Raw genomic sequence first — 21,139 nt, forward strand, 5'->3', positions numbered from 1 at the left:
TTACCGTAGCGGCATTCCGCCAATGGAGACGACGAATCTTCCCTGAAGTCTCCCTTCGGGCCGACCGTAACTCCGATGTCTTGAGCCCGAACGGCTCTTTCCAAACGTTCGTGCGCGGACGACTGCATTTGCTGCAATACGCCGCTTCCGATCCCCTTTTGTCGCATGCTGCACGAAAAGCCAAGGCTTAGACGGTATTAGAATTGACGAGGTGCCGACTTCGGCGACGCCCAAGGGGCTTCGTGCCCCCGACCATTATCGGGCGCGCCGTCTGGACGATTTGATACCGATCGGGTTAGGCTGCCCCAACCTTGAACAAACCATCCGGAGCCGCCATGCCCAAGGTGCCGCTTCACAGCCCCCGGGAGAGGGCGGCGACCCTGGCCTGCTGGCGCGGCAGGGTCGATCCGCAGCCGCTCGGTGGCGGCATCACCAACACCAACTTCACTGTGGTGAACGGCGACGGCAAATATGTCGTGCGGATCGGTGACGACATTCCCCTGCACCAGATCAGCCGCGCCAACGAACTGGCCGCCAGCAAGGCGGCCTTCGCCGCCGGCATCTCGCCGGAAGTGGTGCATCACGAACCGGGCGCGCTGGTGCTGCGCTTCATCGAGGGGCGCACCTTTACGCCCGAGGATGTGCGCGATCCCCGCAACCACCAGGCCATGATCGAACTGGTGCGACGCTGCCATCGCGAGATGCCCCGTTTCTTCCGGGGCCCGGCCGCGATTTTCTGGGTGTTTCAGGTCCTGCGTGACTATGGCCATACGCTGAGGGAAGGCTCCAGCCGGCATCTGCCGCTGCTGCCGCGCCTGCTCGCCGAGAGCGAGCGGCTGGAGGAAGGCGTCGGCCCGGTCGACATCGTCTTCGGTCACAACGATCTGCTCGCCGCCAATTTCCTCGACGACGGCAAGCGCCTCTGGCTGGTCGACTGGGACTATGCCGGCTTCAACTCGCCTCTGTTCGATCTTGGCGGCCTTGCCTCCAATTCCGAGCTCGACGTCGCCGCGCGTGACAGTCTGACGGAGGCCTATTTCGAGCGGCCCCTCGATGATGGATTGCGCCGGCGTCTGGCCGCCATGACCGCGGCCTCCCTGCTCCGTGAGGCCATGTGGAGCATGGTGTCGGAAATCCATTCCGCCCTCGATTTCGACTATGTCGCCTATACCGCCGAAAATCTCAGGCGCTACGAGGTGACGTATGCCGCCTGGCGGGATGGGTAGCCTGGAGCGCGGACTTCTCAGCGGCATGTTTGCATGTCGCGATATCCGCTCTTCCCCTTAAGCGCAGCGTTTCCAAGAGCGGACCGGAAGTCCGCGCTCCCAGGAGATCTCCATGTCCGACCTGCCCACTTCCGCCAAGATCGTCATCATCGGTGGCGGCATCATCGGCTGTTCCACCGCCTATCATCTCGCCAAGATGGGGCTGACGGACGTGCTGGTGCTCGAGCGCGGCAAGCTCACTTCGGGCTCGACCTGGCATGCGGCCGGCCTGGTCGGCCAGCTCAGGACCAATGCCAATATCACCCAGCTGCTCGGCTATTCCGTCGCCCTCTATGACCGGCTGGAGCAGGAAACGGGCCTGGCCACCGGCTGGAAGCGCAATGGCGGCCTCAGGCTCGCCTGCAACCAGGAACGCTGGACCGAGGTGAAGCGCCAGGCCACCACGGCGACCTCCTTCGGCCTGGAAATGCAGCTGCTCAGCCCCAAGGAAGCCCAGGATCTGTGGCCGCTGATGCAGGTGGACGACGTGGTTGGCGCCGCCTTCCTCCCGACGGATGGGCAGGCCTCGCCCTCCGATATCACCCAGTCGCTCGCCAGGGGCGCGCGCATGGGCGGCGTGACTTTCCGCGAAGGCGTCATCGTCACCGGCATCGAGGTCGAGGGCGGCGTCGCCAAGGCTGTCTTGACCGACCAGGGCCGTATCCAGGCCGAGAAGATCGTGATCTGCGCCGGCCAATGGTCGCGCGAGATCGGCCGCATGGCCGGGGTCAACATCCCCCTGGTGTCGATGCAGCATCAATATCTGATCACCGAGCGGATCGAGGGCGTCACCTCCAACCTGCCGACCTTGCGCGATCCCGACCGCCTTACCTATTGGAAGGAGGAGGTCGGCGGCCTGGTGATGGGCGGCTACGAGCCCAACCCCAAGCCCTGGGCCAATACAGGCGCCACCGAAAAGTTCGAGTTCCAGCTGCTGGAGAACGATCTCGACCATTTCGAGCCGCTGATGGAGCTTGCCATCGGCCGCGTGCCCGCCATGGAAAATGTCGGCGTCAAGCAGTTCATCAACGGGCCCGAGAGCTTCACGCCCGACGGCAATTTCATTCTCGGCGCGGCACCGGAAACCAAGGGCGTCTATGTCGGCTGCGGCTTCAACGCCTTCGGCATCGCCTCAGGCGGGGGCGCCGGCATGGCCCTGGCCGAATGGGTGGCCAAGGGCGAGCCGCCCTATGATCTGTGGGCCGTCGACATCCGTCGCTTCGGCAAGAACACGCTCGACACCGGCTGGGTGCGCCAGCGCACCATGGAGGCCTATGCCAAGCACTACACCATGGCCTGGCCCTTCGAGGAGTATCAGTCCGGCCGTCCGCTGCGTCGTTCCCCGCTCTATGACCGGCTCAAGGCGCAGGGCGCCGTGTTCGGCGAGAAGCTCGGCTGGGAGCGGCCCAACTGGTTCGCCGCAACGGGCGAGGAGGCCAGGGACGTCTATAGCTATGGCCGCCAGAACTGGTTCGAAGCTGTCGGCCGCGAGCACAAGGCTTGCCGCGAGGCGGCCGTGGTGTTCGACCAGACCTCCTTTGCCAAGTTCACCGTGAGGGGGAGCGACGCCAACGAGGCGCTGTCATGGCTCTGCGCCAACGACGTGGTCAAGAAGCCGGGCAGCCTGACCTATACCCAGATGCTCAACCGCAAGGGCGGCATCGAGACCGATCTCACCGTGGCCAGGCTCGGCGACGGCAGCTACTACCTCGTCACCGGCACCGGCTTTGCCACCCATGACCTCGACTGGATCCGGCGCAACATCCCGGACGGGCTCGATGTCGAGGTCGAGGACGTCACCTCGCAATTTTCCGTGCTGGTGCTGATGGGCCCCAAGGCGCGCGAGATCCTGGGAGCGCTCACGGCTGAGGATCTTTCCAATGCCGCCGCGCCCTTCGGCAGCGCCCGGCCGCTGCACATTGCCGGCGCGCGCATCCTGGCCCTGCGCGTCACCTATGTCGGCGAACTCGGCTGGGAGCTGCATGTGCCGATGGAGTTCGCGCTGACGGTCTATGATGCGCTGATGGCGGCCGGCACGCCGCTCGGTCTCGTCAATGCCGGCTATCGCGCCATCGAATCGCTGCGGCTGGAAAAGGGCTACCGGGCCTGGGGCGGCGAGATCGGGCCGGATCATTCGCCCCTGATGGCCGGCCTCGGCTGGGCGGCGAAGCTGAAGAAGGACATCCCCTTCCTCGGCCGCGAGGCCCTGCTCGACCAGGCGGCCAAGCCGCTGCCGCGCCTGCTGGCCGGCTTTACCGTCGATGACCCCAAGGTGATCCTGCTCGGCCGCGAGACCATCTATCGCAACGGCAAGCGCTGCGGCTGGCTGGCCTCGGCCGGCTATGGCTACACGGTGGGTAAGAACATCGGCTACGGCTATGTCCGCGATCCCGCCGGCGTCGACGCCGACTATGTGCTTTCCGGCAGCTATGAGCTGGAAGTCGCGACGGAACGGGTGAAGGCTGAGGTGTTCCTGGAGCCGCTCTACGACCCGAAAATGGAGCGGGTGAAGGGGTAACCGAGATGTCGAATATTAAGGGTAAGGCGAGACACAGCGCAGCCTCTCACCCGCCCCCTCTCTCCGCTTCGCAGGGCGAGGGAGACGTCAGCGGCGCGACTGCTGCCACTGCCGTCCCATCCCGCATGCCAGCCGAGACAGCCAACCCTTCGCGTGAGCCGTGGCGTGTGGAGATCGAAGCCGGCCTTGCCGACGCCAACCGTGGGGACTTTGCCACCGAGGCTGAGATTGGGGTGGTGCTCGGCAAATATCTATGGTCCTAGCCGAACACCGACGTCCCTCTGCCCCTCACACCGCCGGCGGGTTCAGGCGCGCAAAGCCTTCCTGGCGGCGATAGGGGAAATAGGGATAGGCCGCTTCCACCGCGCTGGCCGCGTCGAGCTTCTGGCGCTGTTCCGGCGTCAGGCTCCAGCCGATGGCGCCGAGATTTTGCCTCAGCTGGTCCTCGTTGCGGGCGCCGATGATCACCGAGGAGACGGTGGGGCGGCTGGTGAGCCAGTTGATGGCGATCTGCGGCACGGTCTTGCCGGTTTCCTCGGCCACGTCGTTCAGGGCGTCGATGACGCGGAAGAGGCGTTCGTCGTCCACCGGCGGGCCGAAATCGGCGGTCTGGTGCAGCCGGCTGCCGGCCGGCAGTGCCTGGCCGCGCTGCAGCTTGCCGGTAAGCCGGCCCCAGCCGAGCGGGCTCCAGACCAGCGCGCCGACGCCCTGGTCGAGGCCGAGAGGCATCAGCTCCCACTCATAGTCGCGTCCGATCAGGGAATAATAGGCCTGGTTGGCGACATAACGCGTCCAGCCATGCCGGTCGGCGATGGCGAGCGACTTCATGATCTGCCAGCCCGAGAAGTTGGAGACGCCGAGATAACGCACCTTGCCGGCACGAACGAGGCCGTCCAGCGTCGAGAGCACCTCCTCGATCGGCGTCCCCGCATCGAAGGCATGCAGCTGCAGGAGGTCGATATGGTCGGTGCCGAGACGGCGGAGCGCCGCCTCGACGGCACGGATCAGGCGCTCGCGCGACGTGCCGTAGTCATTGGGCCCGTCGCCCATCGGCAGGGCGGTCTTGGTCGAGATCAGCACCTCGCTGCGGCGGCCCTTGATGGCGGCGCCGAGAACCTCTTCGGATGCGCCGTTCGAATAGACGTCCGCGGTGTCGAACAGGTTCACGCCGGCTTCCAGGCAGATGTCGAGAAGGCGGCGCGCCTCCTTCTCGTCCGTGGTGCCCCAGGCGCCGAACAGGGGTCCCGAGCCGCCGAACGTGCCGGCACCGAAGCTGAGGACCGGCACTTTCAGGCCGGATGCGCCGAGACGACGATAGTCCATGGTGATGTCCTTTCCAAAAGGCAGAGCGGATTCAGGCTGACTGGCCCGGAGCAAGGCGCGTTCTTGGCTGAACGCTTGTTTGCTCAAATCCTTTGTTTCGACGCGTCTTTGCGGTTCGAGGGGAACCCTTCAAATCGCAAAACGCTTTTGGGGTTCGGGCTGGCGGTCGAGCGCGGCGCTCCACAGCGTCAGCACCAGGGCGATGGCGACCAGGGCGGCGCCGACCAGGGGCGTCAGGCCGAGGCCGAGCGGTGAGGCCACCACCAGCCCGCCGACCCAGGCGCCCAGGGCGATGCCGAGGTTGAAGGCGGCGATGTTGAGGGCCGAGGCGACATCGACGGCGGCCGGGCGATGGACCTTGGCAAGCTGCACCACATAGAGCTGCAGGCCGGGCACGTTGGCGAAGGACAGGAAACCGAGGGCGGCCAGCGTCACCAGGGTCAGCACCGGCGAGGTGGCGGTGAAGGCAAAGGCAGCCAGCACGGCAGCCTGCAGGGCGAACAGGCCGATCAGCGCCTTGGCGGGATTGCGGTCGGCGATGCGGCCGCCCACGAGATTGCCCACGGCGATCGCCGCGCCATAGAGCACCAGGATCAGGCTGACGCTGCCGGCGGCAAATCCGGTGATCTTCTCCAGGATCGAGGCAAGATAGGTGAAGGCGACGAAGGTGCCGCCATAGCCGAGCGCCGTCATGGCGAAGACCAGCAGCAGGCGGCCACTGCCGAGAACCCGGATCTGGTCGATCAACCTGGCCGGCGGCGCCCTGCGCAGCGTGGCCGGCAGCAGCACGGCGATGGCAATGAAAGCGATCAGGCCGAGGCCTGCGACGCCCCAGAAGGTGGCGCGCCAGCCGAAGCTCTGGCCGATGAAGGTGCCGAGCGGCACGCCGGTGACGATCGCCACCGTCAGGCCCATGAACATCATGGCGATGGCCGAGGCGCGACGATCGGGCGCGACAAGATCGGCCGCGATGGTAGCGCCGACCGAAAAGAACACGCCATGGGCGAAGGCGGAGATCACGCGGGCGACCAGTAGCAATTCATAACTTGGGCTGAGTGCGGCCGCGCTGTTGCCGACGACGAAGAGTGCCATCAGGCCGAGCAGCAGGCCCTTGCGGCCGAGGCGTCCGGTGAGGGCGGTGAGGATGGGGGCGCCGAAAGTCACGCCAAGAGCGTAGACGCTGACGATCAGTCCGGCGAGCGGCAGGGTGATGCCGAGATCGGAAGCGACCGTCGGCAGCAGGCCGACGATCACGAACTCCGTGGTGCCGATCGCATAGGCCGCGATCGTGAGGGCAAGGAGGGCGAGGGGCATGAGAGTGGTCCCAACAAGGGTGAATGAGTGTCGGGGCGAATATGATCGCTACGCATTGCCATGATAATCGGGCATAATGAGTGAATAGCTTTGAATTGAATTCATAAGGGATAGTCATGGATAACCGGGCCGGGGAGATGGAGGTGTTCGTCACCGCGGCCGAGTTGCGCAGTTTCTCGGCAGCCGGACGCAAGTTGCATCTCTCGCCCTCGGCGGTGAGCAAGCTCGTCACTCGCATCGAGGACCGGCTCGGAGCCCGCCTGCTGGTGCGCACGACGCGAACCCTGCAGCTCACGCCGGAAGGGGAGACCTATCTTGGCCGCGCCCAGGCCATTCTCGCCGACATCGCCGAGACGGAGCGAATGATCTCGAGCGGTGGCGAGGTCGTGCCAGCCGGGCGGCTACGCGTCAGCGCCTCGGTGGGATTCGGGGCGCGCTGCGTCGTGCCGGTGCTGCCCGATTTCCTGGCCCGCTATCCCAAGGTGGAGCTCGATCTCTCGCTCACCGACGACGTCATCGACCTCGTTGAGGAGAAGGCCGATATCGCCATCCGCTCGGGACCCCTGCGCGATTCGGCGCTGAAGGCGCGCAAGATCCTGGAGAGCAAGCGCGTGATCACTGCTTCGCCGGCCTATGTCGCGCGGCATGGCGTGCCCGCCACGCCCGAGGAACTCGAAGGGCATAACTGCCTGCTGTTCAACTTCCGGCGTGGCCTCGACACCTGGCCCTTCCGCGATCCCGGTTCGATATCCGTGCGGCGCGTGCAGGTTGCCGGTAATCTCAAGGCCAATAATGGGCCGACCATGCGCAAGCTCTGCATGGATGGCCTCGGCCTGGTGCGCCTCGGCCGCTTTCATGTCCAGCCGGATATCGATGCCGGGCTGCTGGTGCCGGTGCTGGAGGACTACAACGCCCTCGACGTTGAGCTGATCCACGCCGTCTTCGTCGGCCACGACCATCTGGCGGCTCGTATCCGCGCCTTCGTGGATTTCCTGGCTGAAAGAATCGGAGGGCCGGGGCACTGAATCCCTGGGACCGCCGGCTTCCAGCCGGCTCTTGGAACCGCGCCGTTTGCTGGTAGTGAAGAGCCGGCTGGAAGCCGACGGTCCCAGGAAACGCAAACGCCGGCCCCGCGCTCGTCGGGGCCGGCGTCCTGAATTCCGGTCACGGATACCCTAGGCGACCTTGGTGGCCGCCGCCGGTTCGGTGCGCAGATAGGTCTCCAGGCTGTCGTCGAGCGCCTCGACCCATTTGGTGTGGTGCTTGGGCGCCATGGTGCCGGTCATCAGCGAGCGATAGCCATGGTCGCGGAAGCCCATGATGTCCTCCATCTTGTGGTGTTCCCACTCCATGAAGGTCTTGTTGGTGGCCTCGATGTCGAACTGCGGATAGTCGGTCTCGGCCAGCAGCTCCTTCACATAGTCGCCCTGGTACCAGATCATCTGCTCGGCATCCTCGAGGGTTTCCTCGCGGGCGCGCCATTTGTCGAAATTGGCCTTGAGTTCGGCTTCGGGCGGCAGCTTGATACGGCCCATCATCACGTCACGGGCCCACCAGGCCTGCACGTCGAACATGTTGAAGGTGTAGAACTGGTCCTGCATGCCGATATAGAAGAGCTGCGGATTGCCGTCGAAGATCACACCCTTGTAGAGATGGTCCGCCCAGAGCCGGTTAGCGGTCTTCAGGCGCAGATCGTCCGGCAGGAACGGGAAGTGGTGCTGGTAGCCGGTGCACAGGATCAGCGCGTCGACCTCCTTGCTGGAGCCGTCGGCGAAATAGGCCGTGCGGTTCTCCAGGCGCTGCAGCAGCGGGCGCTCTTCGAAATTGGCCGGCCATTTGAAGCCCATCGGCTTGGAACGATAGCTGGTGGTCACCGACTTGGCGCCGTATTTCCAGCACTGCGAGCCGATGTCTTCGGCCGAATAGCTGCGCCCGACGATCAGGATGTCCTTGCCCTTGAATTCCAGGGCGTCACGGAAGTCGTGCGCATGCAGCACGCGGCCGTTGAAGCTCTTCACGCCCTCGAAATAGGGCACGTTCGGCGTGGAGAAGTGGCCGGAAGCCACCACGACATAGTCGAACTCCTCATCATACATGCGGTCTTCGGTGCGCTCATGGGCGGTCACCGTGAACTTCTTGGTGGCCTCGTCGAAACGCACCATGCGTACCGGCGTGTTGAAGCGCACCCATTTGCGCACGTCCGCCTTCTCGACGCGGCCCTTGATGTAGTCCCACAGCACCGCGCGCGGCGGGTAGGACGGGATCGGCTTGCCGAAATGTTCCTCGAAAGAGTAGTCGGCGAATTCCAGGCATTCCTTGGGGCCGTTCGACCAAAGATAGCGGTACATGCTGCCATGCACCGGCTCGCCATGTTCGTCGAGGCCCGTGCGCCAGGTGTAGTTCCACAGCCCACCCCAGTCCGACTGCTTTTCGAAGCAGACGATTTCGGGAATGGCAGCACCCTTGCGGGCGGCCGATTGGAAGGCGCGGAGCTGCGCCAAGCCCGAGGGACCGGCGCCGATGACGGCTACTCTTGTCATATATTCTTCCCCTCTGCCGATATGGCGGTTGGTTTGAGCGTCTGGATTTCTGTACTTATTGGCGCTCCGCCAGCCTCCTCCGAAGCCGCCGTAGCACGACTTGGCCGCCGTTGGCCTGAGGGAACCTGCTCGCATGACGCCGGATGGGAGATGCCCGTCGACATGCAATCCAAGTCCCGCAGACTTCACTGCGGATAATATTTATTTCCTGACTATAATCTCACCTGCCGCCATGACAAGTCGGCTCTTCGTTTTTTTGATCCGGACTCCCATCTATGGGAAGCCTGCAATGCGGACCTGCCAGGCCGCCATCGTGAACTTTGGTTCCCAAAGGTCAAGTCTCGTGGCGCGTTACCCACGGGCGGCGCACGCGTCGGCGTCGCCCATATAACCAGGCCAGTTTTCATAGAAGTGCTTGATCGAACATACCATATTTGCGATGGAGAACCCATGTCCGCTCCCGACTCCGACACGCCTCCCCATGCCGCGCCAGGCAAGACCTTGAGCGAAGCGGCCAAGCGCGCGCTCGCGGAGGCGGCCGAGCGCCGCAAAGCGGAGAAGCCGGCCGAGCGCCCGCGCGAGATCAATGGCCGCGACGGTCCCGAACCCGTGCGCTATGGCGACTGGGAAGTGAAGGGCATCGCTTCCGATTTTTGAAGCAGCCGCTGCCGGAACGATCGCTTTTTTGCTGATCGCGGAATTGCCATAAGTATTGCTGGATTGTTTCCGGTCTATTTCTCTCGGTAAATTCGCCATCACGAATAGTTCACGCATCATATCTCGCTCGTGAATTGCGAGGAAGGACAGCGTGTCGTAGATTCAGGTCATTGCTTGTTCGTCCTCCTGTGGGTTTTTCAAGGAGAAGATCATGAAGATCTTTACGATTTCTACGATTGCAGCGTTTGGTATTGTCATTGCCGCTACGGCTGCCAATGCCCATGGCCGTCTCGTTACCGGGCCAGAACTCTATGGTGCACCCGCGATGGTTCAGCAGACAGGCGAGAATGATCGCCAAACCAGCGTGAACGATAGCACCGCCCAGCCCCGCAAGGTCCACGCCGTCCGGCACGGCACCCGTCGCTTGCGCAATAGCGAGGCCTACTGAGCCCGCTCGCGCCGGACGTTTCATCACCTAGGCGTAGAAAGACGTTCTTTTCCACTCAATCATAGTGAAGCGATATTGTGCGCCGCCCCGCTTGCCGGGGCGGTTTTTTGTTGGGGTGCCGATCCCTGTTCCCTCGGCGATTTCGCCGGGGTCTCGGGGTTTGTTAAGCCCGTGGTAACCATGATCGGTGCCAAGATGACGGGTCGCTTCGTCATGTCTGGTTCCCTCATCGGGGACCTGCACCTTCAAATTTCCTTGCATAGCCGCCGAATGGCCTCTTCCGGCGGGAGTCAAGGGGAGGGTAAAGTGAACTGATTCGGGGGACGGGTTCACGGTCATGCAGACCGGGAGGCCGTGCTTCCGCGCAAGGCCGGACGTCATTCGCAATGGCAGCCGGTTCCCTTTGCGGGCAGGGCCGGTCTCCATTCGGTCCGCGGTGCCCGCAAATGTGCGAGGGCAGGGCACGTCGGTGCCTGCGCCCTTGGCAGACGGGGTCGCAGCAGCCTGGTGGTTTCCGCCCGAAGGACGGGCGAGGCCGCCGCGGTCCTGCCAACGTCGCGTTGCGTTTCAGGGTGAGCGGAACGTCATTCGCCGGCGCCTGTCCGGTACCGAAGGGATTCGTCGAAGCAAGATGCGACAGGACAGACGGCAAGGCAGGCACGAAGGAACGGGATTGTCGGGGTGGTCCCGGTTCTCGGCCTTCCTATGCGCCGGCATTTTCCTGACGATTATGCTGCCGGTGTCCGCGGCCCTGGCTGCCGATACCGTGCCGGCGGCATCGGGCCTGTTCGGCAATCTTTCCAGCGCCGATCGCCGCATCCTTGCCATGCTGGCCCTGTTCGCCGGCCTGCTGATCCTGGCGACGGGCCTGGCCGTGTTCTATCTGCGTGCCCGCAATGCCTGGCTCAAGCGCGACCGCGCCGCCAAGGCCGAAGCGCAGGCGCTGGCCGCTCGTGCCGAACGCGCCGAGGCCCTGCTGATGTCCGAGCCGCAGTTGATCGCGGTCTGGTCGGGCACCGAGGATCTGCCGCTGCTTTCGGGCGAACTGCCGGGGGTCACCATCTCGTCCTCCCGTCGCGGCCTGATCGGCACGGGGTGGCTCGATTATCACGATACCCGCACGCTGGAAGAGCAGATCGCGGCGCTGCGCGGGCGCGGCGAGAGCTTCCACATGGTGGCGCGCTCGCGCCATGGCGGCTATATCGAGGCGGATGGCCGCGCCATTGGCGGGCGCGCCGTGCTCCGATTGCGCGATGTCACCGGCGACCGCCTGGAACTCGCTCGCCTCGCCGACCGGCACCGCCGCGCCAGCGAGGAGATCGAGGCGATCCGCTCCCTGCTCGACGAGGCGCCGGTGCCGCTCTGGCTGCGCAATGCCAATGACAAGCTGGTCTGGGTCAACAAGGCCTATGCCAGGGCGGTCGACGCCCAGGACGAGAACGACGTGCTGAGCGGCGACGTCGAACTGCTCGACCGGCCGGCCCGCGAGGAGGCCAACGCTGCGCGTCACGACGGCAAGCCCTTCCTCAAACGCGTGCCGGCGGTGGTCGGCGGCGCCAGGCGCACGCTCGACGTCATCGATATTCCTTCTTCGCGCGGTTCGGCCGGCATGGCGATCGACGTGTCGGAGGTCGAGACGATGCGGGCCGATATCGGCCGCCAGATCGAAGCGCATGTGCGCACGCTCGACCAGCTCGCCACCGCCGTGGCGATCTTCGACGCCGACCAGCATCTCACCTTCTACAACGCGTCCTTTGCCGCGCTCTGGCAGCTCGATGCCGCCTTCCTCGACGGCAGGCCGACCGACAGCGAGATCCTCGACCGCCTGCGTGCCCAGCGGCGCCTGCCCGAACAGGCCGATTTCAGGGCCTGGAAATCGAAGCTGCACGAGGCCTATCGCGCCTTCGAACCGGCCGAGCATTGGTGGCATCTGCCCGATGGCCGCACCTCGCGCGTGGTCACCACGCCCAACCCGGCCGGCGGCGTCACCTATCTGTTCGAGGACGTCACCGAGCGCATCGACCTGGAGGCCCGCTATAAGGCCCTCTCGCGCGTCCAGGGCGAAACGCTGGAGAATCTGAAGGAAGGCGTCGCCGCCTTCGGTTCCGACGGCCGCCTGCGTCTGTCCAACCCGGCCTTCGCCGCGATCTGGCGATTGCCCCAGGAGATGCTGGAGCAGCGTCCCCATATCGACGACGTGGTATCGCGCTGCTCGGTGCTGTTCCGCGACGAGGCGGTGTGGCAGGCGCTCAAGGGCGTGATCACCTCCTTCGGCGATGCCCGCCATTCCACCGACCAGCGCATGATGCGGGTCGATGGCACGGTCATCGACGTCGCCACCGTGCCGCTGCCGGACGGCGGCACGCTGGCCACCTTCACCGACGTCACCGATTCGGTGAACTTCGAGAACGCCCTGGTCGAGAAGAACGAGGCGCTGGAGGAAGCCGCCCGCCTCAAGAACGACTTCGTCCACCACGTTTCCTACGAACTGCGCTCGCCGCTGACCAATATCATCGGCTTCGTGCAACTGATGGCCGATGGCGCCGCCGGGCCGCTGAACGAGAAGCAGCGCCAATATGCCGGCTACATCAAGACCTCGTCCGATGCGCTCTACGCCATCATCAACAACATCCTGGACCTCGCGACCATCGATGCCGGCGCCATGACGCTCGACCTCGGCAAGGTCGATATCCGCGAAGCCATGCAGGGCGTGGCCGAGGCGGTGCAGCCGCGCCTGGCCGAGACCGGCGTCCGGCTGGAGATGAAGGCGAGCCAGGCGATCGGCAATTTCGAGGCCGACGGCCAGCGCGTGCGCCAGGTGCTGTTCAACCTGCTCTCCAATGCCATCGGCTTCTCGCAGGCCGGCGGCACCGTGACGCTCTCGGCCCTGCGCAAGGGCCAGGAGATTGTCTTCCGGGTCGAGGACCGCGGCCGTGGCATTTCCCAGGCGGTGATCGACCGGGTCTTCGACCGTTTCGAATCGCATGGCGGCTCGAGCGGCCATCGCGGCGTCGGCCTCGGCCTGTCCATCGTGCGCTCCTTCGTGGAGCTGCATGGCGGCACGGTCGAGCTGGTCTCCGAGGAAGGCCGCGGTACCATCGTCACTTGCCGCTTCCCGGTCGACGCCTCCGTCCACAGGGAGGCGGCCGAATGAGGATATCAGGTCATCCCGTGCGCATTGCGGCGCGTAGCGCTGCAACGCTGACACGGGATCGCAAGACAAACGAGCCTCACTTACAGAGCGGTCCCGTGTCTGCATCGCGCCACTTCGTGCCGCAATGCGCACGGGATGACATTAAAGGCCCAGCCCATTGACCGATCTCCTGACCCACCAATGGACAGTCGACCTGCCGAGCGAAGCGGCGACCGAGCTGCTGGCCCGTGACCTGGCGGCGACGCTTCGGGCCGGCGATCTCATTACCCTCTCGGGCGATCTCGGTGCCGGCAAGACTGCCTTTGCCCGCGCCCTGATCCGCGAGATCGCCGAGGATCCGGAGCTGGAAGTCTCCAGCCCCACCTTCACGCTGATCCAGCTCTACGACACGCCCGCCTTTCCGATCGTGCATGCCGATCTCTATCGCATCGGCCATGCCAGCGAGCTGGACGAACTGGGCTGGGACGAGGCGCCCGACGGCGCGCTGGTGCTGGTGGAATGGCCCGAGAAGGCCGGCGAGACGCTTCCCGCCGACCGGCTCGACCTCCGTTTCGTGCATGCCGGCCGCAGCGAGACCGCGCGGCGCGCGACGCTGACGGGCACGGGAGACTGGTCCGCCCGGCTGCGCCGCTTTTCCCAGACCGGCGATTTCCTGCGCCATGCCGGCTGGCAGGATGCGGCACGCGAACATGTCCAGGGCGACGCCTCGACCCGTTCCTATGCCCGGCTGAGGCGCGGGCAGAACACGGTGATCCTGATGAACTCGCCGGCCCGGACCGACCGCACGCCGGTGCGCTATGGCAAGACCTACAGCCAGATCGCCCATATCTCCCAGGATGTGAAGCCCTTCGTGGCCATGGCCAGGGGCTTGGCGGAACGCGGCTTCTCGGCCCCGCAGATCCTCAAGGAGGATCTGCTGCACGGCCTGCTCCTGCTGGAGGATTTCGGCACGGACTTCATCGCCGAGGACGGCAAGCCGGTGGCCGAGCGCTATGGCGTCGCCATCGACCTGCTCGCCCACCTGCATGGCATGGAGCTGCCGGATACGCTGCCGGTCGCTTCCGCCATCAACCACAAGATCCCGCCCTTCGATCACGGCGCCCTCGATATCGAGGTCGAGCTGCTGATCGAATGGTACATGCCGATGATCGGCGCACCGCAGTTGTCGCAGCGCAATCGCGACCATTTCACGGCGCTCTGGCGCTCGGCGCTCGCCCCCGTCGTCAAGGGCGAGCAGAGCTGGCTGCTGCGTGACGTTCATTCGCCGAACCTGATGTGGCTGCCCCAGCGCGAGGGCATCAAGCGTATCGGCCTGCTCGACTTCCAGGACGCGATGATCGGCCCGCCCGCCTATGACGTGGCCTCGCTCTGCCTCGATGCGCGGGTGGACGTGGACCAGGAGCTCGAGCTCCAGCTCCTGACGCGTTATGTCAAGGCGCGCCGCGGCGCCGACGCCGCCTTCGATCCGGCCGGCTTCGCGCGCGCCTATGCGGTGATGGCGGCCCAGCGCAACACCAAGCTTCTCGGCTTGTTTGCCCGCCTCGACAAGCGCGACGGCAAGCCCGCTTATCTCAGGCACATTCCGCGCATCCGCGCCTATCTCGACCGCGCTTTGGCCCATCACACCTTGGCCGATCTCAGGGAGTGGTTCGAGACCTTCGTCTTCGCGATAGAAGCCAGAGTATCATGACCCGCCCTTTTTCGACCGCCATGCTGCTGGCCGCCGGGCTCGGCAAGCGCATGCGCCCCCTGACCGACGTCAGGCCCAAGCCGTTGATCGAGATCGCCGGCAAGCCGCTGATCGATCACGTGCTTGACCGCCTCGCGGCATCGGGCGTGGAAAAGGCGGTCGTGAACGTTCACTATCTCGCCGAGCAGATGGAAGCCCATCTTTCCGGCCGGCGGCATCCGAAGATCCTGATCTCCGACGAGCGCGCGGGCCTGCTCGATTCCGGCGGCGGCGTGCGCAAGGCCCTGCCCTTGCTTGGCAAGGCGCCCTTCATCGTCTGCAATTGCGACAGTTTCTGGATCGAGGGGCCGCAGAACAATCTCGAGGCCCTCGAGGCGGCCTGGGATCCCGAACGCATGGACATCCTGATGCTGGTGGCGGCGACGGCGACCAGCATCGGCTTCGACGGCCGGGGCGACTATCATCTCGACAGCGCCGGCCTGCTCTCCCGTCGGCGCGAGAACGAAACCGCACCCTTCGCCTATGCGGGGGTGCTGCTGATCAAGCCGGACCTGTTCGAGGGCACGCGCGAGATCTTCTCCCTGAACCGCTTGTTCGATGCGGCCGAGACCAAGGGAAGGCTGTTCGGCCGGCGCCTCGACGGCATCTGGCTCCATGTCGGCACGCCCGAAGCGGTGGGAGAGGCCGAAGCCAAGATCGCGCAATCGGCGGTGGACTAATTTCATCGCACCGCCGATGGGAGGCTGGCGGTCCCGGAAAGCTTCCCACTCCGGCCGCGACCCGCTATAAAGGCCTCCCGCTGGAGCCTCTTCATGCTCGATCCCACCGCCCTCGCCGTCTATGCCGGCGCGCTGTTCGTGGCCGCGGCCCTGCCGGGGCCGGGCGTCGCGGCGCTGGTGGCGCGCGTGCTCGGCAAGGGTGCGCGCGAGAGCCTGGGCTTTGCCGTCGGCATCGCCCTGGGCGACCTGGTCTGGCTCGGCTTCGCCGCGGCGGGCCTGGCCGTGCTGGCGCAGAGCTTTTCGGGCGTCTTCCTGGCGATCAAATATGCAGGCGTCGCCTATCTGCTCTATCTGGCCTGGAAATTATGGACGACGGCGAACCTCGTCCAGGCCGTCGACCGCGACACAAGCCGTGAGAACGGCTGGCGCAGCTTTCTCGGCGGCCTCTCGATCACCCTCGGCAACCCCAAGGTGATGGTGTTCTACACCGCGCTCCTGCCCAACCTGATCGATCTCGGCCACCTTTCGCCGGCCAGCTTCGTCGAGCTTGCCATCGTCACCGAAGCGGTGCTCGCCGCCGTGTTCGCCTTCTACATCGTGCTGGCCGGCCGGGCCCGCTCGCTGCTATCAAGCCCCCGCGCCATGCGGCTTCTGGCCAGGAGCTGCGGCACCGTGATCGCCGGCACGGCCGTGACGATCGCAACGCGATGAAAGATCGCCGTCATCCACCGATAAATATCTGATAAATCACAAAAATGTGCCGTTTTGGCATGAAATTCGGCACGGGAATCCCTATATTCCTTTCCGAATCAAGGAATGAGTTGCTCAATGGCTGAACCCGCTTTGTCCGAAACGCCCGAAAACGAATATGGCGCCGACAGCATCAAGGTGCTCAAGGGCCTGGACGCGGTGCGCAAGCGCCCCGGCATGTATATCGGCGACACGGATGACGGTTCGGGCCTGCACCACATGGTCTATGAGGTCGTCGACAACGCCATCGACGAGGCGCTGGCCGGCCATGCCGACATCGTCACGGTGACGCTGAACCCCGACGGCTCGGTCACCGTCACCGACAATGGCCGCGGCATCCCCACCGCCATCCACCCCGAAGAGGGCGTGTCGGCGGCCGAAGTGATCATGACGCAGCTCCATGCCGGCGGAAAGTTCGACCAGAACTCCTACAAGGTCTCGGGCGGTCTGCATGGCGTCGGCGTGTCCGTGGTCAACGCGCTCTCCTCCAAGCTGACGCTGCGCATCTGGCGCGACGGCGGCGAGCATGTCATGAGCTTCAGCCATGGCGATGCCGATGCGCCGCTCAAGATGGTGGGGCCGGCCGGCGACAAGCGCGGCACCGAGGTGACCTTCCTGCCCTCGACCGAGACTTTCACCAAGACCGAATTCGACTATGCCACGCTGGAGCGGCGCCTGCGCGAGCTCGCCTTCCTCAATTCCGGCGTGCGCATCGTGCTGACCGATCGCCGCCATGGCGGCGAAAAGAGCGAAGAGCTGATGTATGAGGGCGGCCTCGACGCCTTCGTGCGCTATCTCGACCGCTCCAAGACCGCCCTGGTGCCGGCGCCGATCTATGTGAAGGTCGAGCGCGACGGCATCGGCGTGGAAGCGGCGATGTGGTGGAACGACAGCTATCACGAGACGGTGCTTTGCTTCACCAACAACATCCCCCAGCGCGATGGCGGCACCCATCTCGCCGGCCTGCGCGCCGCGCTGACCCGCCAGGTCACCTCCTACGCCCAGTCCTCCGGCATCTCCAAGAAGGAGAAGGTGGAGATGACGGGCGACGATTGCCGCGAGGGTCTGACCTGCGTGCTCTCGGTGAAGGTGCCGGATCCCAAATTCTCGTCCCAGACCAAGGACAAGCTGGTGTCCTCCGAGGTGCGGCCGGTGGTCGAGAGCGCCATGAACGAGGCCTTGTCGACCTGGTTCGAGGAGCATCCTGCCGAGGCCAAGACCATCGTCGGCAAGGTGGCCGAGGCCGCCGCTGCCCGCGAGGCCGCGCGCCGGGCCCGCGAACTCACCCGCCGCAAGGGCGTGCTCGACGTCGCCTCCCTGCCCGGCAAGCTCGCCGATTGCCAGGAGCGCGATCCGGCCAAGGCCGAACTCTTCATCGTCGAGGGTGACTCGGCTGGCGGCTCGGCCAAGCAGGGCCGCGCCCGCGAATACCAGGCCGTGCTGCCGTTGCGCGGCAAGATCCTCAATGTCGAGCGGGCCCGCTTCGACAAGATGCTGTCGTCGGAGCAGATCGGCACGCTGATCACCGCCCTCGGCACCGGTATCGGCTCGGAGGAGTTCAATCCCGACAAGCTGCGCTACCACAAGATCATCATCATGACGGACGCCGACGTCGACGGCAGCCATATCCGCACGCTGTTGTTGACATTCTTCTTCCGCCAGATGCGCGAGATCATCGATCGCGGCCATGTCTATATCGCACAGCCGCCGCTCTATAAGGTCTCCCGTGGCAAGTCCGAGCAATATCTCAAGGACGAGCGTGCACTCGAGGACTATCTGATCGACACCGGCGTCGAAGGCTCGGTGCTGCGGCTCGGCAGCGGCGAGGAGCGGGCCGGCCAGGACCTGCGCAGCGTCATCACCGATGCGCGTACCATCCGTACCCTGCTCGGTCAGCTCCACAGTCGCTATGACCGCACCGTGGTGGAGCAGGCGGCCATCGCCGGCGCACTGAACATCGGCGTGGTCGCCGACCCAGCGCTGGCCCAGCAGGCAGCCGAGGAAACCGCCCGCCGTCTCGACGCTATCGCCGAGGAGTTCGAGCGTGGCTGGACCGGCCATGTCGACAAGGGTGGCTATGTCTTCGAACGCATGGTGCGCGGCGTCAAGGAAGCCCATACGCTCGATGCCCAGTTGCTCGCCACCGTCGATGCCCGCCTGCTCGATGATCGTTCCCGGGCGCTACGCGAGGTCTATGGCAAGCCGGCCATCCTTACCCGCCGCGGCGAGGAGATCGAGATCCATGGCCCCGTGGCCCTGTTCGAGACGCTGACCAACGCTGCCCGCAAGGGCCTGTCGCTGCAGCGCTACAAGGGCCTGGGCGAGATGAACCCCGACCAGCTCTGGGAAACGACGCTCGACCGCAATGTCCGCTCCTTGCTCAAGGTGCAGGTCAAGGAAGTGGTCGAGGCCGAGGACATCTTCACCAAGCTGATGGGTGACATCGTCGAGCCGCGCCGCGAGTTCATCCAGGACAACGCGCTGACGGCCCAGGTCGACGCCTGAGCTCCCAGCCGGTATAATTCATCGGAGAAATCGGTCCCGCTTCACGAGGACGCGGGACCGCGCCTCGGGCCTGCAAGCCCTGAAGGTCGCCAGGGGGCGGCTGGCTATGGCAACATTTCGAGGTCGGTCGGCCCTGGCTGCGTTCCCGCCGCCGTCAGCATCGCGTGGATCTGGCCGCGGTGATGGGTCTGGTGATTGAAGAGCTGAACGACGCACAGGGCCTTGGGCTTCTCGATCCGGTTTGAACCTGCGCCGGGACGCCAGCCGACCATGCCATCGAGGTCCGCGTCGAGCAGCCTGGCTGCCCATTCTTCGATCTCTTCGTTTCGCCGTGAACGAAGCCTCTTGAAATCATCCCAATCCGACGGGCTCGTGAGAGAGTGCCTGATGTGGTCCTCCGGGCGCTCATTCCCTTTCAAGCGCTGCAGGATCAGGGCATCGGCCCAATAGAGATGGTTCAGCGTCGCCGCAATTGACTGGAAGAAAGCCCCCCGATCCTTCCAGCGATCCGCAGGCGTGAGTTCATCGGCAGCAGCGACCAGGGAAGCGTTCTGCCAGGTGTTGTAGCGGGCCATGAGGCGGCAATAGGCGGCGGAGATCATCGTCTCGGGCTCCAAGGATTGAGGGCGACCGGTTGCGGGGCGATATAGCGTTTTGTGATTTCCTGGAATCACCAAGAATCGCAAAGACGCGTCAAAACAATGAGTTAGGGAAAAGCAGCGGTTACGTGTAAACGCGCTTTGCTCCAGACGGCACGAGCAGGAACCGCCGGCATGGGAACGGACCGTTGATCCGGGCAAGCCAGGCGAATGCGGGGATGGCAGGGGAGAGGGAGGGAAGGGGCGGTTTGCTCTGAAGCCGCCAAAGTCGCGCCTAGTCATCCGGCGTTCGATAGGCCCGAGGCCTCATGGACTGGTTTGACCTGTCCTTGGCTGAGTCTATGGGCTCAGTCATCGAAACGGATCCGGTTCCCCATGATCCGTTGCCACCTATAATAGCAGAACTCAGGGGCGAGTTGAACCCTGGAATCACCGCCAGGAATCGCCGGGCTGGAATCGCCTGGTGCCTTCCCGGGCGAGACCGCCGGCGGGTGTGACATGACGGGCTGGCCGTGCCATAAGCGATTTTCCCATGCCTCGACACGGTTTCGCCATGCCAGATATTGCCGCCCTGCAAGATGCCTTCATCCCGGAACTGCTGAATTACTATCGTGGCAAGGTCAGGGAGAACTATGATCTTGCCGATGGGCGCCGCATCATCATCGCCACGGACCGCCTGAGCGCCTTCGACCGGGCGATCGCCAGCATCCCCGGCAAGGGGCAGGTGCTGACGCAGACCGCCCGCTACTGGTTCGAGCATACCGGCGACATCTGCCCGAACCATGTGCTCGACTATCCCGATCCCAATGTCGTGGTCGGGCAGAGATTGACCATCCTGCCGGTTGAGATCGTGGTGCGCGGCTATCTTGCCGGCACGACGGGGACTTCCATCCTCACGCTCTACAAGCAGGGCCAGCGCGAAATGTATGGCGCGCGTTTTCCCGACGGACTGCGCGACAACCAGGCCTTGCCGCAGGCGATCATCACACCCACGAGCAAGGCTTTCGACGGGGGGCATGACGAGCCGCTTTCCGCCAATGAAATCATCGCCAAGGGCCTGCTCAGCCCGCGGCAATGGGAGGAAGTCTCCGGTTATGCCCTGGCGCTGTTCGCCCGCGGCCAGGCCCTGGCGCAGGAGAAGGGTCTGATCCTGGCCGACACGAAGTATGAGTTCGGCACCGACGGCGAGGGGCGCATCATCCTGGCGGATGAAATTCATACGCCCGATTCCAGCCGATACTGGTTTGGCGCCAGCTATCCCGCCCGCTTCGCCGCCGGCGAGAAGCCCGAAAGCTTCGACAAGGATTTCGTGCGCAACTGGGTTGCCGCGCGCTGCGATCCCTATAAGGAAGCGATTCCCGCCATCCCCGCCGAGCTGATCGCCGAAACCTCGAAGGTCTATATTCAGGCCTATGAGACGATAACCGGGCAAGCCTTCGAAATCCCACCCGGGGCAGAGAATCCGCTGGAGCGCATCCGCCGCAATCTCGCCCGTTACTTCTAGATCATCGTACCGGAAGACCGGCGCCGGTTCTTGGCGAATGTGACGTGATCTCAAAGGCCTGCGTCATCGGATCCGGTGAAGCGGGAAGCGGGGCCTGCTGGCATCTTCCCAACCCGTCAGGGCCGGTGCTTCCGTGCGAGGTGAAGGCATTAC

At 64.8% G+C, this 21,139-nt stretch carries 15 protein-coding genes; 11 read left to right on the plus strand and 4 right to left on the minus strand.

Annotated features, from left to right (window positions below; genetic code table 11):
* Window positions 1-335 precede the first annotated feature (335 nt).
* Both ACIGJE_RS04250 and ACIGJE_RS04255 read left to right on the plus strand, forming a co-directional pair.
* Window positions 336-1,226, plus strand: coding sequence for a phosphotransferase (locus tag ACIGJE_RS04250; RefSeq protein ID WP_483680201.1), 891 nt, complete (start codon window positions 336-338; stop codon window positions 1,224-1,226).
* Window positions 1,227-1,338: 112 nt separating this feature from the next.
* Window positions 1,339-3,783 carry a GcvT family protein gene (locus tag ACIGJE_RS04255; protein WP_415085811.1) on the plus strand — a complete coding sequence of 815 codons (2,445 nt, stop codon included), beginning with the start codon at window positions 1,339-1,341 and terminating at the stop codon, window positions 3,781-3,783.
* Between the two features lie 288 nt (window positions 3,784-4,071).
* Here the strand turns inward: ACIGJE_RS04255 and ACIGJE_RS04260 are convergent, their stop codons facing one another.
* Entirely contained in the window at window positions 4,072-5,106 is a 1,035-nt protein-coding gene (locus ACIGJE_RS04260) for an aldo/keto reductase (protein WP_415085809.1), read from the minus strand.
* A 129-nt stretch (window positions 5,107-5,235) separates the two neighbouring features.
* A complete protein-coding gene (locus ACIGJE_RS04265) occupies window positions 5,236-6,420 on the minus strand; it encodes an MFS transporter (RefSeq protein WP_415085807.1) in 1,185 nt (394 codons plus the stop codon).
* A 116-nt stretch (window positions 6,421-6,536) separates the two neighbouring features.
* On the opposite strand from ACIGJE_RS04265, the gene ACIGJE_RS04270 reads away from it, so the two are divergent.
* Window positions 6,537-7,445 (plus strand): LysR family transcriptional regulator, encoded by a 909-nt coding sequence (locus tag ACIGJE_RS04270; RefSeq protein WP_367623614.1) that lies wholly within the window; start codon window positions 6,537-6,539, stop codon window positions 7,443-7,445.
* Between the two features lie 150 nt (window positions 7,446-7,595).
* On the opposite strand, the gene ACIGJE_RS04275 is transcribed toward ACIGJE_RS04270, so the two are convergent.
* On the minus strand, window positions 7,596-8,960 hold the full coding sequence (locus tag ACIGJE_RS04275; RefSeq protein ID WP_311934172.1) for an NAD(P)-binding domain-containing protein: 1,365 nt from the start codon (window positions 8,958-8,960) through the stop codon (window positions 7,596-7,598).
* A gap of 450 nt (window positions 8,961-9,410) precedes the next feature.
* Here ACIGJE_RS04275 and ACIGJE_RS04280 point away from each other — a divergent pair, with 450 nt between their 5' ends.
* The 7 genes from ACIGJE_RS04280 (at window position 9,411) to gyrB (ending at window position 18,883) form a co-directional block, all read left to right on the plus strand.
* On the plus strand, window positions 9,411-9,617 hold the full coding sequence (locus ACIGJE_RS04280) for a DUF1674 domain-containing protein (RefSeq protein WP_311934173.1): 207 nt from the start codon (window positions 9,411-9,413) through the stop codon (window positions 9,615-9,617).
* A gap of 211 nt (window positions 9,618-9,828) precedes the next feature.
* On the plus strand, window positions 9,829-10,065 hold the full coding sequence (locus tag ACIGJE_RS04285) for a hypothetical protein (RefSeq protein WP_311934174.1): 237 nt from the start codon (window positions 9,829-9,831) through the stop codon (window positions 10,063-10,065).
* 673 nt (window positions 10,066-10,738) lie between these two features.
* Entirely contained in the window at window positions 10,739-13,219 is a 2,481-nt protein-coding gene (locus ACIGJE_RS04290) for a PAS domain-containing sensor histidine kinase (RefSeq protein ID WP_483679383.1), read from the plus strand.
* 157 nt (window positions 13,220-13,376) lie between these two features.
* A complete protein-coding gene (gene tsaE / locus ACIGJE_RS04295) occupies window positions 13,377-14,909 on the plus strand; it encodes a tRNA (adenosine(37)-N6)-threonylcarbamoyltransferase complex ATPase subunit type 1 TsaE (RefSeq protein WP_483679384.1) in 1,533 nt (510 codons plus the stop codon).
* Window positions 14,906-15,628, plus strand: coding sequence for a nucleotidyltransferase family protein (locus tag ACIGJE_RS04300; RefSeq protein ID WP_415085799.1), 723 nt, complete (start codon window positions 14,906-14,908; stop codon window positions 15,626-15,628). Before tsaE ends, ACIGJE_RS04300 begins: the two co-directional genes overlap by 4 nt.
* 93 nt (window positions 15,629-15,721) lie before the next feature.
* Complete coding sequence (locus ACIGJE_RS04305; protein ID WP_311934178.1) at window positions 15,722-16,339, plus strand: LysE family translocator; 618 nt, start codon at window positions 15,722-15,724, stop codon at window positions 16,337-16,339.
* A gap of 117 nt (window positions 16,340-16,456) precedes the next feature.
* Window positions 16,457-18,883 (plus strand): DNA topoisomerase (ATP-hydrolyzing) subunit B, encoded by a 2,427-nt coding sequence (gene gyrB, locus ACIGJE_RS04310; protein ID WP_311934179.1) that lies wholly within the window; start codon window positions 16,457-16,459, stop codon window positions 18,881-18,883.
* Between the two features lie 104 nt (window positions 18,884-18,987).
* Here the strand turns inward: gyrB and ACIGJE_RS04315 are convergent, their stop codons facing one another.
* The gene (locus ACIGJE_RS04315) at window positions 18,988-19,485 is read right to left on the minus strand and encodes a DinB family protein (RefSeq protein WP_311934180.1); all 498 of its coding nucleotides are present in this window, start codon (window positions 19,483-19,485) and stop codon (window positions 18,988-18,990) included.
* A gap of 550 nt (window positions 19,486-20,035) precedes the next feature.
* Here ACIGJE_RS04315 and ACIGJE_RS04320 point away from each other — a divergent pair.
* Window positions 20,036-20,986 (plus strand): phosphoribosylaminoimidazolesuccinocarboxamide synthase, encoded by a 951-nt coding sequence (locus ACIGJE_RS04320; RefSeq protein ID WP_483679385.1) that lies wholly within the window; start codon window positions 20,036-20,038, stop codon window positions 20,984-20,986.
* Window positions 20,987-21,139: the final 153 nt, after the last annotated feature.

The sequence above is a fragment of the Labrys sp. E2SS-1L genome, assembly GCF_057073705.1.

Coding starts and splice junctions, on each gene's coding strand:
- ACIGJE_RS04315 (WP_311934180.1), bottom strand. CDS start 19,485: ATGATCTCCGCCGCCTATTGCCGCCTCATGGCCCGCTACAACACCTGG.
- ACIGJE_RS04255 (WP_415085811.1), top strand. CDS start 1,339: ATGTCCGACCTGCCCACTTCCGCCAAGATCGTCATCATCGGTGGCGGC.
- ACIGJE_RS04280 (WP_311934173.1), top strand. CDS start 9,411: ATGTCCGCTCCCGACTCCGACACGCCTCCCCATGCCGCGCCAGGCAAG.
- ACIGJE_RS04250 (WP_483680201.1), top strand. CDS start 336: ATGCCCAAGGTGCCGCTTCACAGCCCCCGGGAGAGGGCGGCGACCCTG.
- gyrB (WP_311934179.1), top strand. CDS start 16,457: ATGGCTGAACCCGCTTTGTCCGAAACGCCCGAAAACGAATATGGCGCC.
- ACIGJE_RS04305 (WP_311934178.1), top strand. CDS start 15,722: ATGCTCGATCCCACCGCCCTCGCCGTCTATGCCGGCGCGCTGTTCGTG.
- ACIGJE_RS04275 (WP_311934172.1), bottom strand. CDS start 8,960: ATGACAAGAGTAGCCGTCATCGGCGCCGGTCCCTCGGGCTTGGCGCAG.
- ACIGJE_RS04285 (WP_311934174.1), top strand. CDS start 9,829: ATGAAGATCTTTACGATTTCTACGATTGCAGCGTTTGGTATTGTCATT.
- ACIGJE_RS04270 (WP_367623614.1), top strand. CDS start 6,537: ATGGATAACCGGGCCGGGGAGATGGAGGTGTTCGTCACCGCGGCCGAG.
- ACIGJE_RS04265 (WP_415085807.1), bottom strand. CDS start 6,420: ATGCCCCTCGCCCTCCTTGCCCTCACGATCGCGGCCTATGCGATCGGC.
- ACIGJE_RS04260 (WP_415085809.1), bottom strand. CDS start 5,106: ATGGACTATCGTCGTCTCGGCGCATCCGGCCTGAAAGTGCCGGTCCTC.
- ACIGJE_RS04320 (WP_483679385.1), top strand. CDS start 20,036: ATGCCAGATATTGCCGCCCTGCAAGATGCCTTCATCCCGGAACTGCTG.
- ACIGJE_RS04300 (WP_415085799.1), top strand. CDS start 14,906: ATGACCCGCCCTTTTTCGACCGCCATGCTGCTGGCCGCCGGGCTCGGC.